Here is a 13,451-nt window from a genome sequence, read left to right on the forward strand (position 1 = left end):
CACTGGTGCCATGATCGTCGCCTTCTCCGTCGCCCCCTCCGGCCAACCTGCCGACGCCGAGCACCTGCCCGGTGACGCGGACACCGCGTCCGTGCACCGGGCGGTCGCGGCCGCCGTCGCCGTGGTGCGCGCCTCCGGCCTGCCGCACCGCACCTCCTCGATGTTCACCGAGATCGAGGGGGACTGGGACGAGGTGATGGAGGTCGTGCGTGCCGCCGTGGACGCCGTGTCCCCGTACGGCTCCCGCGTCTCGCTCGTGCTGAAGGCGGACATCCGCCCCGGCCACACCGACGAGCTGGACGGCAAGCTCGAGCGCCTCGAGTCGGCCCTCGCCGAGGATGAGGAACGGCGCGCCGCCCCGGCCCCGCGCGACGGCGACGCCGGGTGACCCCCCTCCCCGCTGCCCCCGGACGCTTTCGTTCGGGAAACGGCGGCGTGTCGAGGCGCTTTCGTTCGAGGAATGGCCGCCGCGCCGGCGGCCCGGAGGAGCAGCCCGTGCCTGAGCCCGTGACCGTGCGCCCCGCCGCCCCCGGGGACGTCGAGGCGCTGCTGCGCGTCAAGGCGCGGTCGTGGCGGGAGGCCTACGGCGCGCTCCTGCCGTCCGCCTACCTGGACGCGATCGAGGCCCGGATCCCGGAGGACGTGCCCGCGTGGACCGCGCTGATCGGATCGGACCGGGACCTCTGGGTCGCCGACGACGGCGGCCGGCTGCTCGGCGTGGCGCTCGCGGGCCCGCGTCGCTCGGCGGCGGAGACGGGCCGGACGGGTGCGGACGACGCGCCCGCGTCGCCCGCCGACCTGCCCGATGTGGAGCTCATGGTGCTCTACGTCCTGGCCGAGGCGTACGGCACCGGTGTGGGAGCGCGCCTGCTGGACGCCGTCGTGGGGGACCGCCCCGCGCTGCTGCGCGTCCTCGCCGAGAATCCGCGGGCCGTCGCGTTCTACGTCAAGCACGGCTTCGCGGCCGTGGGGGCGCCGGAGCCGATGACCGGCCCGTGGGCCGGCCTGCACGAGCAGCTGATGGTGCGCCGCCTCCCGCACGACGGCGGTGCGGCGTGAGTCGCCGGTCGTCGGCGCGCCGGGGCCGGGCCGCGGGCGGATCCGCCGGCCCCTCCGGGATCGAGCCGGGCGTCCACGCGATCACCCACGGCACCGCCGAGATCCGCGAGGACGCCTTCGAGCCGGGCGCGTTCATCCTCTACGTCAACGGCGTCGAGTCCTCGCCGCTGGACCCCGAGCGCCCCGAGCGCATGGCCTTCGAGTACATGCGCTGGGCCGCCGCAGCCGTCCGGGCGCACTGGCCGGAGCCCACACCGCTGCGTGCCCTGCACCTGGGCGGCGCGGGCTGCGCGCTCGCCCGCTGGGTGGACCACGCGTACCCGGGCTCCCACCAGACCGCGGTGGAGATCGACGTCGGCCTGGCCGCCCTCGCCCGCGAGCGCTTCGGCCTGCCCCGCGCCCCGGCCCTGCGCATCCGCGTGGCCGACGCCGCCGAGGTCCTGGCCACGGCCCACCCGGCCAGCCGCGACCTGATCATCCGCGACGTCTTCGCCCCGGACCCCACGGACCTGACCGGCGCCCGCCACATCACCCCGCCGGGCCTCACCGGCCTGGACGCGGCCCACGCCGCCGCGCGGGTCCTCGCCCCGGGCGGGCTGTACGTGCTCAACGTGGGCGGCGGGCCGGACCTGACGTCGGTGCGGGCGGACGTGGCCGCCGTCGTCGCCGCGTTCGAGCACGTCGAGGTGATCGCGGATCCGCCCATGCTCAAGGGGCGGCGCCGCGGCAACGTCATCGTGGCGGCCTCGGACACCCCCGTGGCCCGCCCCGCCGTGGACGCCCCGCCCGGCGCCGACCCCCGCGACCGCCTGGCCCGCGCCCTGCGCATGGACGCCTTCCCGGCCCGGCTCGCGGAGGATCCACGCGGCTTCCCCGCGGGTGCCGCGCCCGGGATCACGGGACTCGTCCCGGGCCCCGAGGTGTAGACTGGAGGCACTCGGCCGGGTCCGCCCGGGGCCCGTCGAGTCTGACTCGAGGAGGTCGCCATGTCCGCCCAGACCCAGCCCGCCGCCCCCCGCCGCGAGGATGCACCGCTCGGCGTCCTGGTGGGTGTGGACGGCTCCGACCAGTCCGTCTCCGCCGCCCGCTGGGCCCAGCGCGAGGCCGGCCTGCGCGGCGAGCCGCTGACCCTCGTCACCGCCTACTCGATCCCCGCGTACTGGGGCTACGGCGCGGACGCCGGCGGCGCCGTCCTGGACGACTCCCGCCTCCGCGAGGGCGTGCAGGCGCTCCTGGAGGAGGTCGCCGGCAAGCTCGACGCCGACGGGGTGCGTCCGGAGCTGCGCGTGGAGATCGGTGACGCGGCCGGCGTCCTCGTGGAGCTCTCCGCCGAGGCCTCCCTGCTCGTCTCGGGCGCGCGCGGCCGCGGCGGCTTCATGGGCCGTCTGCTCGGCTCGGTGGCCGCCGCGCTGCCCGGCCATGCGCACTGCCCCGTCGCCCTCATCCCCGCCGGGGTCGAGGCCAGCCGCGCGGGGGACAGGACCGCCGTCGTGGTGGGCGTCGACGGTTCCGAGCAGGGCCGTGCCGCCGCTCTCGAGGCCGCCGAGGAGGCCCGCCTCCGCCAGGCGCCGCTGAAGCTCGTGTGCGCCGTCCCGCCCCTGGGCGCGAACGCCGCGTGGCTGGCCGTCAGCCTGGACGAGGAGGCCCGCGAGCGGGAGCTGCGCGAGCGCCTCGACGCCGGCGCCGCGTGGATCGGCTCCGAGTTCCCCGGCCTCGAGGTCCTCACCGAGCTCGTGGACGGCACCCCCGTGGACGTGATGGTGGACCAGACCGCCACCGCCCGCCTCACCGTGGTGGGCACGCGCGGTCTGGGCGGCTTCGCCGGTGCGATCGTCGGCTCCACGAGCCGCGGAGTCGCGGACCACGCGAAGGGCCCGGTGCTCGTCGTCCCGTTCCGCGAGGACGTCCGCCTCGGCCGCCGCGCCTCGTTCGGCCCGGTCCAGGACCAGCCGGAGTCCTGACCGGCGCTCAGCCCCAGCCGAGCTCGTGGAGGCGCTCCTCGGAGATGCCGAAGAAATGCCCCACCTCGTGCATGACGGTGACGGTGATCTCGTCCTCGAGCTCGGCGCGGGAGGTGCAGTGGCGGGTGAGCGGGCCGCGGAACACCACGATCCGGTCCGGCATCTGCCACGCGAGCTCGGCGCGCTCGGTCAGCGGCACGCCCTCGTAGAGGCCGAACAGCTCGGTGGCCGGGTCCTCCCAGCGCTGCGGCTCGTACTCGTCCTCCACCACCACGACGACGTTCGTCAGCAGCCGGGCCAGCTCGTCCGGGATGCGGGTGAGGGCCGCGGAGACGGCGTCGTCGAACTCCTGCTCGCTCATCCACGTGGCGGCGGGCTGCTCGGGCGACGGGCGGTGGTCCACGGCGGCTCCTGGGGGTGCGGGGCTCCGCGGTGCGGAGGGCGGCCGGCCGGCGGCCGGACTTGCCGGAGGGTGTGCGGCCACCATAGACTCCCAGGGTCCACCTCGGGAATCTCGACATCGGACCTGCCCCTATCGTCTAGAGGCCTAGGACACCGCCCTTTCACGGCGGCGACACGGGTTCGAATCCCGTTGGGGGTACGCAGAACGGCCGCCCTCGGCGGCCGGAACGGCACGTGGAGCGTGGATTTGCACGACGCTCGGAGGCTCTGCTAGAGTTTCCACTCGTTGCGAAAGCGGCGAGAACAACAGAACATGGCCCTGTAGCGCAGTTGGTTAGCGCGCCGCCCTGTCACGGCGGAGGTCGCGGGTTCAAGTCCCGTCAGGGTCGCTCGGATCGTCCGATCACCGGCATTCGGAAACGGAGTCCGGTGACGCATGGTCCTGGTGACGAAGGTCGCCGGGCTCTGTAGCTCAGTTGGTAGAGCGTACGACTGAAAATCGTAAGGTCACCGGATCGACGCCGGTCGGAGCCACCACTTCGAGAAGGCCCCCCGCAGACGCGGGGGGCCTTCGTCGTCCGGGGCGACGGGCCGCTGACAGGCGGCGACGCGGTGGGCACACTGGGTCGATGCCCGATTCCCCCTCCGCCCGCGCGACCGGCGGCGAGACCGCGCTCGTGGTGATCGACGTCCAGCACAGCTACTTCGAGCATCCCGCGCTGGCCGCCCATCAGTCCGAGCTGACGGCGGCGGTCGTGGAACTGCTCCGGGCCGCGCACGAGGCCGGCCGTCCCGTCTTCCTGGTGCGGACCGAGCACGCGCGGGACCGCTCCACGTGGACGTTGAACATGCTGGCCGACGACGAGGGCTTCGCCTTCCCGGGCACCCGGCAGGCCGCTCTGCTCGACGGGGTCGCGGCGGCCGCCCCGGACGCCGTCGAGGTCGTGAAGACCCGGGACTCCGCCTTCCACGGCACAGGACTGGCGGCCGAGCTGCGGGGCCGCGGGGTGGATCGGCTCCTGCTGTGCGGCGTCTCCACCCACAGCTGCATCGCCGAGACCGCCACGGCCGCGTTCGCCCTCGACTTCCACGCCGCGATCGCGACGGACGCGATCGCCTCCGAGGAGCCGGCGCTGGCCGCGGCGATGCTCGACTTCCTCCGCGACGAGATGCGTCAGCCGCTCCTCGGGCAGGACGAGGCACTCACCCTCCTGCGCACCGGCCTCGTCCCCGACCGGGGCTGAGGGGCGTTCACAGGATCTCGACGTCGCCCTCGTCCGCACGCGTGCGGTCCTGGGCGTCCTCCTCGATGTGCATGGCGGCGGACTCCGCATTGCGCAGGGAGTCCGGGGCACGTCCCTCCCCGGCCCGGTGCTGCGGGTCGTCCGAGCCGCCGCGCACGGGCTGGCCGTCGCGGCCGTCCTCCGGCTCGGGGTCGCCGGCGGCGTTGGGATCGGCGAGCAGGTCCGTCTCGAGCTCTCGTTCGTCCTCGCGGTCCTCGAAGGGGACGTCGGTCATGGTGCGGGTCCTTCCTCTCACGGGCGGGCCCGTCCGGCGCCGCCGTCGTCGTGGTGCCCCACACCCTAGTGAGGCCGCCCACGCCTCACCAGGGGGCGCCCGCGCCGGGGCCGTGGGCGCGGTCACCCGGCCGGGTGAGACCGTCCACTCGGCCGCGTCTCAGGCGGGGGGCCGGCGCGCGGGACCACGTAGGGTCGGGAGGATGAGCGATCCGACACCGCCCTTGAAGAATCCACTGGATCCTGAGCGGGCCGACACCCGCCCTTCCTCCGCCCCCACGGCCGACGGCGCCGTCGCCCCTGCCACCTCCGCCGCGGCCGCCCGCGACCGCGTCCTGCTGCCGTGGGTGTTCTGGCCCTCCGCGGTCATCGTGCTCTCCTTCGTGGGGGCCACGCTGCTCGCCCCCGACCAGATGACCGTGGGCATCGGCCTGGTCCAGCAGGCCATCATCACGAACTTCTCGTGGTGGTACGCGCTCGTCGCTCTGTTCTTCGTGCTGTTCTGCGGCTACCTCGCGTTCTCCCGCAAGGGCGGGATCACGCTGGGCAAGCCCGATGAGAAGCCCGAGTTCTCCACGCTGTCCTGGTTCTCCCTGCTCTTCGCGGCGGGCATGGGCATCGGCCTCGTGTTCTTCGGCATGACCGAGCCGCTCATGCACTTCACCGATCCGCGGCCCGACGTGGCGGCCGCCAACCCCACCCAGGCGGAGGCCGCCCAGTCGGCGCTGGCCACCACGTTCCTGCACTGGGGCCTGCAGCCCTGGGCGATCTACGCGGTGGTGGGCGTGGCGGTCGCGCTGGCCATCCACCGGCGCGGCCGTCCCCTCGCGCTGCGCTGGGCCTTCGAGCCGCTGATCGGCGAGCGCCGCGTGCGCGGCGGCTGGGGCCACCTGATCGACAACATCGCCCTCATCGGCACCGTCTTCGGCGTGGCCACCTCGCTGGGCCTCGGGGTCACCCAGATGTCCGCGGGCCTGCGCGCGCTGGGCATCGTGCCCGAGGACAGCCCCTGGCTCGAGTACGCCATGATCGGCGCGGTCACCTGCGTGGTGCTCTACACCGTGGTCTCCGGCGTGGAGCGCGGCATGAAGTGGCTGTCCAACACCAACCTGATCCTGGCCGCCGGCCTGCTGCTGTTCATCGCGATCGTGGGACCCACCGCGTTCCTGTTCAAGGAGATGGTGCAGTCCCTCGGCTCCTACATGCAGTACTTCTTCGCGAACTCGCTCAACGTCTCCGCGTTCTACGGCGCCGAGGGCGACGCGTGGCAGGCCGGCTGGAGCGCGTACTACTGGGGCTGGTGGATGTCCTGGACGCCGTTCGTCGGCATCTTCATCGCCCGCATCTCGCGCGGTCGCACCGTGCGCGAGTTCATCGCCGGCGTGCTGCTGGTGCCCACCATGGTGGGCGTGGTCTGGTTCGGCATCCTGGGCGGCACCGCGATCTTCCTCGAGACCACCCGCCCGGCCGGGTACACCTCCGTGGTGGGCGCGGACGGCGCCATCGACTCGAACACCGCGCTCTTCCAGGTGCTCGAGCAGCTGCCCGCGGGCACGATGCTCGTGGTCGGCGCCATTATCCTCTCGGGCATCTTCTTCATCACCTCCGCCGACTCGGGCTCGCTCGTGATGGGCATGCTCGCCACGGGCGGCGACGTGAACCCGAAGGCCACGGTGAAGATCTTCTTCGCCATCGCCACCTCGCTCATGGCCGCGGCCCTGCTGGCCGCCGGCGGCCTGTCCGCGATCCAGGTCCTGGCCATCACCATCGGCCTGCCGTTCTCCGTGATGATGCTGCTGATCTGCCTGGCCACGTTCCGCTCGCTCGGCTACTCCGTGGCGCGGGTGGAGGCGGTGCGCCGCCAGGCCATGCTGGCCTCCATCAAGGACCGCCTGGGCCTCGAGTCCGACGACGACGAGGTGATCGACGCCGGCCCCGTGGCGGCGTCGCAGTGGTGGGCCTCGCTCAGCCGCGACCACCAGCAGCGGATCGCCGATGCGGCCGCCGGCGTCCCGGCCTCGGAGGGGCCCCGCCGCACCCGGCTGCGCCGCCACGAGCACTGACGTCCGCCCCCGGGCGCCCTCCCGGCCCCGACGAGAACGGCCCCTGTCCCGCGCGGGACAGGGGCCGTCGTCGTCGTGGGGGTCAGTCCTCGTGGGACTGGCGGGTGCGGACCACCGGCAGGGTGCCGGTGCGGCTGTGGGCCGCGGCCGACGTGCGGGTGCCCGTGACGAACCAGGCGAGGGTCAGGACCGCGACCCACACGAGACCGATGATGAGCGCGCGGCGCGAATCCGGGATGGTAGCCATGGTGATCACCACGGTGGCCACAAACGCCAGGCCCAGGTAGGTGCCGACGTTGCCCAGCGGCATGGGGAAGGGGGACGGCTCCGCGCCCTGCTCCGCGACGCGCCTGCGCATGGCGCGGTGGGACAGGAAGATCATGGCCCAGGTCAGCACCACGGCGAACGAGGCGACGCCGGCCACCAGGCTGAAGGCGTTCGGGTCCACGGTGATCAGCACCGCGCCGAGCACCATCACGCCCAGCGTCACGGCCACGGACAGCCACGGCACGCCGCCGCGGTTGGTGTGGGTGAAGGCCCGGGGCGCCTGGCCGTCATGGGCCATCGCGTAGAGCAGGCGACCGGACGCGTAGATGCAGGCGTTGATCGCGGAGACGGCGGCCGTGAGCACCACGAAGTTCAGCAGGTGCGGGGCGAAGGGGACGCCGAGGCCCTCGAAGATCTGCACGAACGGGCTGGCCTTGCCGTCCACCTGGTTCCAGGGGACGAGGGCCATGATGACCGCCATCGTCAGCACGTAGAACAACAGGATGCGGATCGGCACCGTGTTGATGGCCTTGGGCAGCACCTTCTCCGGGTTCTTGGCCTCGCCCGCGGCCACGCCGAGGGTCTCGATGCCGCCGAAGGAGAACGTCACGATGGTGAGCGCGGTCAGCACGCCCAGGATGCCGTGCGGCAGGAATCCGCCGTGGTCCACGAGGTTCGCCAGGCTGGCTTGGGTGCCGTCCGCGGTGGAGGCGCCGGTGAAGAGCAGGATCACACCGCCGAAGATCATCGCCACGATGGCCCCGACCTTCACGAGCGTCAGCCAGAACTCGGCCTCGCCGAAGTTCCCGACGTGCGTGAAGTTGATCAGGCCGACCACGAGGATCGTGGCGGCGACCCAGGCCCAGGCCGGGACCCCCGGGAACCAGAACGCCATGTACGTGGTGATGGCGGCGGTGTCCGCGATGATCACGACGGCCAGCTCGAAGACGAAGGTCCAGCCGGTCACGTAGCCGGCGAAGGGGCCGAGATAACGGGAGGCATAGGCGGCGAAGGAGCCGGAGACGGGCTCACGGAGCGTCATCTCGCCGAGGGCGCGCATCACGAGGAACACGGCGGCGCCGGCGACGAGGAAGGACAGGATCACGCCCGGCCCGGCGGCCTGGATGCCGCCGGCCGAGCCGTAGAAGAGGCCGGTGCCCACCGCCGTGCCCAGGGCGATGAACATGATGTGCCGCTGGCTCAGGCCGCGGTGCAGCTGCCCGCGGTCCGTGGTGGCCGCGTCGGGCTCGGCGACGCGGGAGCCGGAGGGGGAGGTGCTCACGTGAAGTCTCCGCTCGAAGGGGGTGGATCAGGACACGCCATGGTGACTCGTGACACAGCGTTCATGCCACTTTGTCCGGTGTGATGCGAGTCATCGTGGACGTTACGTCGAGTTCATCCGACCGTGCCGGATGATGTGGCCTCGGCCACCGCTGATTCCTCGCGGAAGATCTGTGGCGCCCCGGCGGGTCCCGGGGCGTGCCCGGCTCAGTCCATGAGCAGCCACGCGGCGGCGTCGTGCGCGAGCTGCCCGTCCTGCACGGCCTCTGCCTCCTCGAGGGAGAACAGGGCCCGGGAATGGCCCGCGGGCAGGTCGACGGGATCGGTCGACAGGTTCGCCATCACGAGCACGGTGCGCGCCGGGATCGGCTCGCCCGAGCCCAGGTGCCGGCCACCGCCCGAGGTGACCGTGAACGCCAGCACCCCGCGTGCGGGGTCGTGGTGCTCGGACCACGCGAACGTGCCCGTGCCCAGGTCGAGCTCGCCGCGGATCTGCAGCAGACGCCGGTACAGCTCGAACACGGAGCCCTCGACGCCGACCTGCCGGTCCGCCGCCAGCGCCCGGAAGGACGCGGGCTGGGGCAGCCACGGCGCGGCGACGCCCTCGGCGGCGGACGCGGGGCCGTCGTCGTCCGCGGGGGTCGAGAAGCCGTAGGACGTCTCGTCCGCGGCCCACGGCAGAGGGATGCGGCAGCCGTCGCGGCCGGGCTCCTTGCCGTCCGTGCGGAAGAAGTACGGGTCCTGGCGATGCTCGGCGGCGAGGGTGGTGTGCTCGGGCAGGCCCAGCTCGTCGCCCTGGTAGATGTACGCGGAGCCGGGCAGGCCCAGCTCCACCATCGCGGCGGCGCGGGCCCGACGGCGACCGACCGCCTCGTCTGGCTGCTCGTCCTCGGCCGTGATGCCGGCGGGGTAGGAGCTCGGGTCGGCGAGGCCGTAGCGGGAGGCGTGGCGCACCGTGTCGTGGTTCGAGAGCACCCAGGTGTTCGGGGCGCCGACCCGGCCGGCCTGCTCGAAGGACCGGTCGATCGCGTGGGTCAGCGAGGCGGCGTCCCAGCCGGCCATGAGGTAGGTGAAGTTGAAGGTCTGGTGCATCTCGCCGGGGCGGACGTACCGGAACATCCGCGAGAGCGGGGCCACCCACGCCTCGGCCACCATCATCGGCTCGTGGTCGTAGGAGTCCAGGACCCGCCGCCAGTCCCGGTAGACTTCGTGGACGCGGTCCTGGTCCATGAACGGGGTGAGCGGCTCGAAGGTGTCCGGGTCGAACGTGGGGTCGGCGTCCTCGCCCGCGTCCGTGACCATGCCCATGCGGGAGTGCTCGGCGTCCGGGTAGCCGGGCTGCTTGATGAGCCCGTGGGCCACGTCCACCCGGAAGCCGTCCACGCCGCGGTCCAGCCAGAACCGCAGGATGGAGCGGAACTCCTCGCGCACCTCCTCGTTCTCCCAGTTCAGGTCCGGCTGCGTGGTGTCGAACAGGTGCAGGTACCACTGGCCCGGGGTGCCGTCCGCCTCGGTCACACGGGTCCAGGCCCCGCCGCCGAACGTGGACTCCCAGTTGTTGGGGGGCAGCTCGCCGTGCTCGCCGCGGCCCTCGGCGAAGTGGTAGCGGGCGCGCTCGGGGGAGCCGGGGGCGGCGGCCAGGGCGGCCTGGAACCACGCGTGCTCGGACGAGGTGTGGTTCGGCACGAGGTCCACGACCACGCGGATGCCGGCCTCGTGCGCGGCGGCGATCATCTCGTCCGCGTCCGCGAGCGTGCCGAACCGCGGGTCCACGGCGCGGTAGTCCGCGACGTCGTAGCCGGCGTCGTGCTGCGGGGAGAGGTAGAAGGGCGAGAGCCAGATCGCGTCCACGCCGAGCTGGGCCAGGTAGTCGAGGCGCGAGGTGACGCCGCGCAGGTCGCCCATGCCGTCCCCGTCCGCGTCCGCGAAGGAGCGCGGGTACACCTGGTAGATCACGGCGTCCACCCACCACGGTGTGACGGGCCGGTTCCGGGCTTCCGAGGGCGGGGTGCTCAGGCGCTGCGTGGTCATGGGATCCACCCTAGGCCCGACGCGGGAGCGCGCGCCCCGCGTGAGCGGCGTCGGCGGCGTGGTGTGCGTCTCGGCCGCCTCGGGGCGGCCCCACCCCGGTGCGCCGGGCCGGCTCAGGTCAGCCGGGCCAGCATCCCGACGGTGGCCCAGCGACGGTTCAGCCGTTCCTGCGCGACGCCGGCGGTCGCCTCGTCACCCTCCTCGAGGGCGTCGATGAGCGTCCACAGGTCGAAGACGGAGTCGTCCGGCCACACGTGCCGCGTGAGGCCGCCGTAGTCCAGCTCGATCCACGAGTCGGGGTGGAACGCGCCGAGCCACTCCACCATCACCGTGAGCTCGCCGATCAGCTCCGCATCCGGGGCGTGCCGCGCGAGCACCGCCGCCGCGTGCCCGGCCCGCTCCCGGGCGGCCACGATCGGGGCGCGCCGGTACGCCGTGCGCTCGCCGTCCACGAGGCGCTTCACCGGCTCCTCGGGGTCGAACACCGTGAGCCAGCCGTGCGGCACACCCCACGTGGCCGTGCGCGTCTGCACGCGGTGGTGCTCCGGCGCGCCGCCCTCGTCCTGCGGGTCCTGGCCCGCCGCGTCCGGGTCGGGGGAGAGGCCCCACTCGTCCTCGAGCGCCACGAGCGCGCGGCCGCGGTTCATGGCGCGCGCCGCCGGCGGGATGGCGGCCTCGTGCAGCCGCGGCAGCATCGTCTCCTCGAGCATGGCCGCGGCCATCTCGGCGCGCAGGCCCCGCTCGTCCGGGCAGTAGAAGGCGGAGCGGTGCTCGTCCTGGAGGACCCGCACCAGGTCGTCCTCACCGGGTTCCGGGAACGGGTCGGCCACGGGCCGGGCCAGGCGACGCCGGGCCCGTTCGGCCGCCTCGGCCTCGACCTCGGCACGGGTGCGGTGGCCGCCGGCGATCAGCCGCGCCTGGACCGCGTCCGGGAACGCGGCCAGCGGCTGGAAGACGCGCAGGTGCGCGGTGCCGCGCGCGACACCCGGGGGCGGGCCGCCGTCGTCGTGGGTCATCGCGGGCTCGTCCGTGGTTCAGCCCAGCTCGACGACCACGGGCGCGTGGTCCGAGGCGCCCTTGCCCTTGCGCTCCTCGCGGTCGATCCAGGCGTCCGTGACCGTCCGTGCGAGGGCGGGGGAGCACAGCTGGAAGTCGATGCGCATGCCCTTCTTCTTGGGGAAGGCCAGGCCCGTGTAGTCCCAGTACGTGTACACGCCGGGGCCGGGGTGGCGCGGGCGCACCACGTCCACCAGCCCGGCGTCCTCGAACGCGTGGAACGCCGCGCGCTCGGCCGGGGAGACGTGCGTGTAGCCCTCGCGCTGGAACAGCTCGATGTCCCACACGTCCTCGTCCTGCGGAGCGATGTTCCAGTCGCCGGCCAGGGCGAGCCGGGTGTCCGGGTCCTCGGCGAGGCGCTCGGCCGCGTGCTCCTGGAGCACGCGCAGCCACTCGAGCTTGTAGCCCATGTGCTCGTTCTCCAGGCCGCGCCCGTTGGGCACGTAGAGGCTCCACAGGCGGACCGGGGCGACGCCGTCGGCCGCCTCGGCGCCCACGGTCGCCCCGATGGCGCGGGACTCCTCCTGCGGGTCCACGCCGCCCTTGCCGAAGTGCGGCTGGCCGGGGAAGCCGCGCTGCACGTCGCTCAGGCCGACGCGGGAGGCGATGGCCACGCCGTTCCACTGCGAGGTGCCGTTGTGGACCACCTCGTAGCCGGCGCGCTCGAAGAGCTCCCACGGGAAGTTCTCGTCCCGGCACTTGGTCTCCTGGATGGCCAGGACGTCGATGTCATGGCGCTCGAGGAAGGCCTCGACGCGGTCGGCGCGGGCACGGAGGGAGTTGACGTTCCAGGTGGCGATCTTCACCCGGCCAGGCTATCGAAGGGCGCGGACACCGTGGGATCGGCGCCTCAGCGCCACCAGTCGTCGTGGATCGTCACCGGCGTGGTGCGCTTGTGGCGGCTGCGGAGCCAGATGCCCTCGAGCTTCTCCGCGACCTCGGTCGGGACGTCCTTGCCCTCGAGGTAGTCGTCGATGTCCTCGTACGTCATCCCGAGTTCGGCCTCGTCCGTCTGGCCCGGCGTGCCGTCCAGCAGGTCCGCGGTGGGCACCTTGTTCCACAGGGGCTCGGGGGCTCCGAGTTCGCGGCCCAGCGCCCGCACCTGCCGCTTGTTCAGGCCGGCCAGCGGCAGGACGTCCGCGCCGCCGTCGCCGAACTTCGTGTAGAACCCGGTGACGGCCTCGGCCGCGTGGTCCGTGCCGATCACCAGCTGCCCGTGGGCGCCGGCCACCGCGTACTGGGCCGTCATGCGGATGCGGGCCTTCACGTTGCCCTGGTTGTAGTCCGAGATCGGCTCCCCCACGGCCTCAGCGAAGGCGGCGGCCAGACCCTGCACGGCCTCCGCGATGTTCAGGGTGACGTCCTGATCCGCACCCACGAAGTCCATGGCCGCCCGGGCATCCGCCTCGTCGTGCTGCACCTTGTAGGGCAGGCGCACGGCGGTGAACCGGGGGTTCTCGCGGGAGGGCACGACGTCGGCGCCCACCCCCGCCTCACCCGGCGGGGCGGTGCCGGGGCCGCCCAGGGCGACGGCGTCCGTGACGCCGAGCTGGGCGCGGCGACGCTCGACGGCGAGCTGGGCCAGCCGGCCACCCACCGTGGAGTCCACGCCGCCGGAGATGCCCAGGACGAAGCCGGACGCGCCCGTGGCCGCGAGGTAGTCGGCGAGGAAGGCCACGCGCCGTTCGACTTCGGCCGCCGGGTCGATCTCGGGGAGGACGCCCTGCTGGGCGATGATCCGCTGCTGGAGTTCACGCATGCCGGTCAGCGTAGGACCGGCCCCGCGCACGGGGACAGGGTCGGTCGGCGACGAC

Annotated in this window: 13 protein-coding genes and 3 tRNA genes; 9 read left to right on the forward strand and 7 right to left on the reverse strand. The window is 73.5% G+C overall.

Annotation, left to right across the window (positions count from 1 at the left end):
* The first annotated feature begins 10 nt into the window (after window positions 1-10).
* From NR072_RS01600 to NR072_RS01615, 4 genes are all read left to right on the forward strand, one after another.
* Window positions 11-388: a thiamine-binding protein gene (locus NR072_RS01600; protein ID WP_256835929.1), complete on the forward strand. Its 378-nt coding sequence runs from the start codon at window positions 11-13 to the stop codon at window positions 386-388.
* Between the two features lie 107 nt (window positions 389-495).
* Window positions 496-1,059, forward strand: coding sequence for a GNAT family N-acetyltransferase (locus NR072_RS01605; protein WP_144825051.1), 564 nt, complete (start codon window positions 496-498; stop codon window positions 1,057-1,059).
* Window positions 1,056-1,985: a fused MFS/spermidine synthase gene (locus NR072_RS01610; RefSeq protein ID WP_256835931.1), complete on the forward strand. Its 930-nt coding sequence runs from the start codon at window positions 1,056-1,058 to the stop codon at window positions 1,983-1,985. The genes NR072_RS01605 and NR072_RS01610 overlap by 4 nt, the downstream gene beginning before the upstream one ends.
* Window positions 1,986-2,045: 60 nt before the next feature.
* Entirely contained in the window at window positions 2,046-3,020 is a 975-nt protein-coding gene (locus tag NR072_RS01615) for a universal stress protein (protein WP_135019635.1), read from the forward strand.
* A 7-nt stretch (window positions 3,021-3,027) separates the two neighbouring features.
* Here NR072_RS01615 and NR072_RS01620 read toward each other — a convergent pair whose 3' ends face one another.
* A complete protein-coding gene (locus NR072_RS01620) occupies window positions 3,028-3,423 on the reverse strand; it encodes a metallopeptidase family protein (RefSeq protein WP_095353590.1) in 396 nt (131 codons plus the stop codon).
* A 125-nt stretch (window positions 3,424-3,548) separates the two neighbouring features.
* Here NR072_RS01620 and NR072_RS01625 point away from each other — a divergent pair.
* The 4 genes from NR072_RS01625 (at window position 3,549) to NR072_RS01640 (ending at window position 4,666) form a co-directional block, all read left to right on the forward strand.
* Window positions 3,549-3,621 (forward strand) — tRNA-Glu (locus tag NR072_RS01625).
* Window positions 3,622-3,737: 116 nt separating this feature from the next.
* Window positions 3,738-3,811: transfer RNA gene (locus tag NR072_RS01630), tRNA-Asp, on the forward strand.
* Window positions 3,812-3,883: 72 nt separating this feature from the next.
* Window positions 3,884-3,959: transfer RNA gene (locus NR072_RS01635), tRNA-Phe, on the forward strand.
* A gap of 92 nt (window positions 3,960-4,051) precedes the next feature.
* Window positions 4,052-4,666 carry a cysteine hydrolase family protein gene (locus tag NR072_RS01640; RefSeq protein ID WP_069941069.1) on the forward strand — a complete coding sequence of 205 codons (615 nt, stop codon included), beginning with the start codon at window positions 4,052-4,054 and terminating at the stop codon, window positions 4,664-4,666.
* 7 nt (window positions 4,667-4,673) lie between these two features.
* Here the strand turns inward: NR072_RS01640 and NR072_RS01645 are convergent, their stop codons facing one another.
* The gene (locus NR072_RS01645) at window positions 4,674-4,940 is read right to left on the reverse strand and encodes a hypothetical protein (protein WP_041103606.1); all 267 of its coding nucleotides are present in this window, start codon (window positions 4,938-4,940) and stop codon (window positions 4,674-4,676) included.
* 202 nt (window positions 4,941-5,142) lie between these two features.
* Between NR072_RS01645 and NR072_RS01650 the strand changes: the two genes are divergently transcribed.
* Window positions 5,143-7,002 (forward strand): BCCT family transporter, encoded by a 1,860-nt coding sequence (locus NR072_RS01650; protein WP_256835932.1) that lies wholly within the window; start codon window positions 5,143-5,145, stop codon window positions 7,000-7,002.
* 82 nt (window positions 7,003-7,084) lie between these two features.
* Here the strand turns inward: NR072_RS01650 and NR072_RS01655 are convergent, their stop codons facing one another.
* From NR072_RS01655 to nadE, 5 genes are all read right to left on the reverse strand, one after another.
* Complete coding sequence (locus NR072_RS01655) at window positions 7,085-8,551, reverse strand: amino acid permease (protein ID WP_134416819.1); 1,467 nt, start codon at window positions 8,549-8,551, stop codon at window positions 7,085-7,087.
* A gap of 206 nt (window positions 8,552-8,757) precedes the next feature.
* A complete protein-coding gene (locus tag NR072_RS01660) occupies window positions 8,758-10,581 on the reverse strand; it encodes an alpha-amylase family glycosyl hydrolase (protein WP_134416818.1) in 1,824 nt (607 codons plus the stop codon).
* Window positions 10,582-10,694: 113 nt separating this feature from the next.
* Window positions 10,695-11,597 (reverse strand): hypothetical protein, encoded by a 903-nt coding sequence (locus NR072_RS01665; protein ID WP_041103609.1) that lies wholly within the window; start codon window positions 11,595-11,597, stop codon window positions 10,695-10,697.
* 18 nt (window positions 11,598-11,615) lie between these two features.
* Window positions 11,616-12,443 carry an exodeoxyribonuclease III gene (locus NR072_RS01670; RefSeq protein ID WP_041103610.1) on the reverse strand — a complete coding sequence of 276 codons (828 nt, stop codon included), beginning with the start codon at window positions 12,441-12,443 and terminating at the stop codon, window positions 11,616-11,618.
* Between the two features lie 44 nt (window positions 12,444-12,487).
* A complete protein-coding gene (gene nadE / locus NR072_RS01675) occupies window positions 12,488-13,396 on the reverse strand; it encodes an ammonia-dependent NAD(+) synthetase (protein WP_134416817.1) in 909 nt (302 codons plus the stop codon).
* Between the last annotated feature and the right edge of the window lie 55 nt (window positions 13,397-13,451).

It is taken from the genome of Micrococcus sp. Mcc89 (genome assembly GCF_024519795.1).
In the GTDB taxonomy this organism is placed as follows: Bacteria; Actinomycetota; Actinomycetes; order Actinomycetales; family Micrococcaceae; genus Micrococcus; species Micrococcus luteus.

What these genes read in the sequence shown, in the direction of transcription:
- NR072_RS01640 (WP_069941069.1), top strand. Translation starts at nt 4,052, where the DNA reads ATGCCCGATTCCCCCTCCGCCCGCGCGACCGGCGGCGAGACCGCGCTC.
- NR072_RS01650 (WP_256835932.1), top strand. Translation starts at nt 5,143, where the DNA reads ATGAGCGATCCGACACCGCCCTTGAAGAATCCACTGGATCCTGAGCGG.
- NR072_RS01600 (WP_256835929.1), top strand. Translation starts at nt 11, where the DNA reads ATGATCGTCGCCTTCTCCGTCGCCCCCTCCGGCCAACCTGCCGACGCC.
- NR072_RS01615 (WP_135019635.1), top strand. Translation starts at nt 2,046, where the DNA reads ATGTCCGCCCAGACCCAGCCCGCCGCCCCCCGCCGCGAGGATGCACCG.
- NR072_RS01660 (WP_134416818.1), bottom strand. Translation starts at nt 10,581, where the DNA reads ATGACCACGCAGCGCCTGAGCACCCCGCCCTCGGAAGCCCGGAACCGG.
- NR072_RS01645 (WP_041103606.1), bottom strand. Translation starts at nt 4,940, where the DNA reads ATGACCGACGTCCCCTTCGAGGACCGCGAGGACGAACGAGAGCTCGAG.
- NR072_RS01665 (WP_041103609.1), bottom strand. Translation starts at nt 11,597, where the DNA reads ATGACCCACGACGACGGCGGCCCGCCCCCGGGTGTCGCGCGCGGCACC.
- nadE (WP_134416817.1), bottom strand. Translation starts at nt 13,396, where the DNA reads ATGCGTGAACTCCAGCAGCGGATCATCGCCCAGCAGGGCGTCCTCCCC.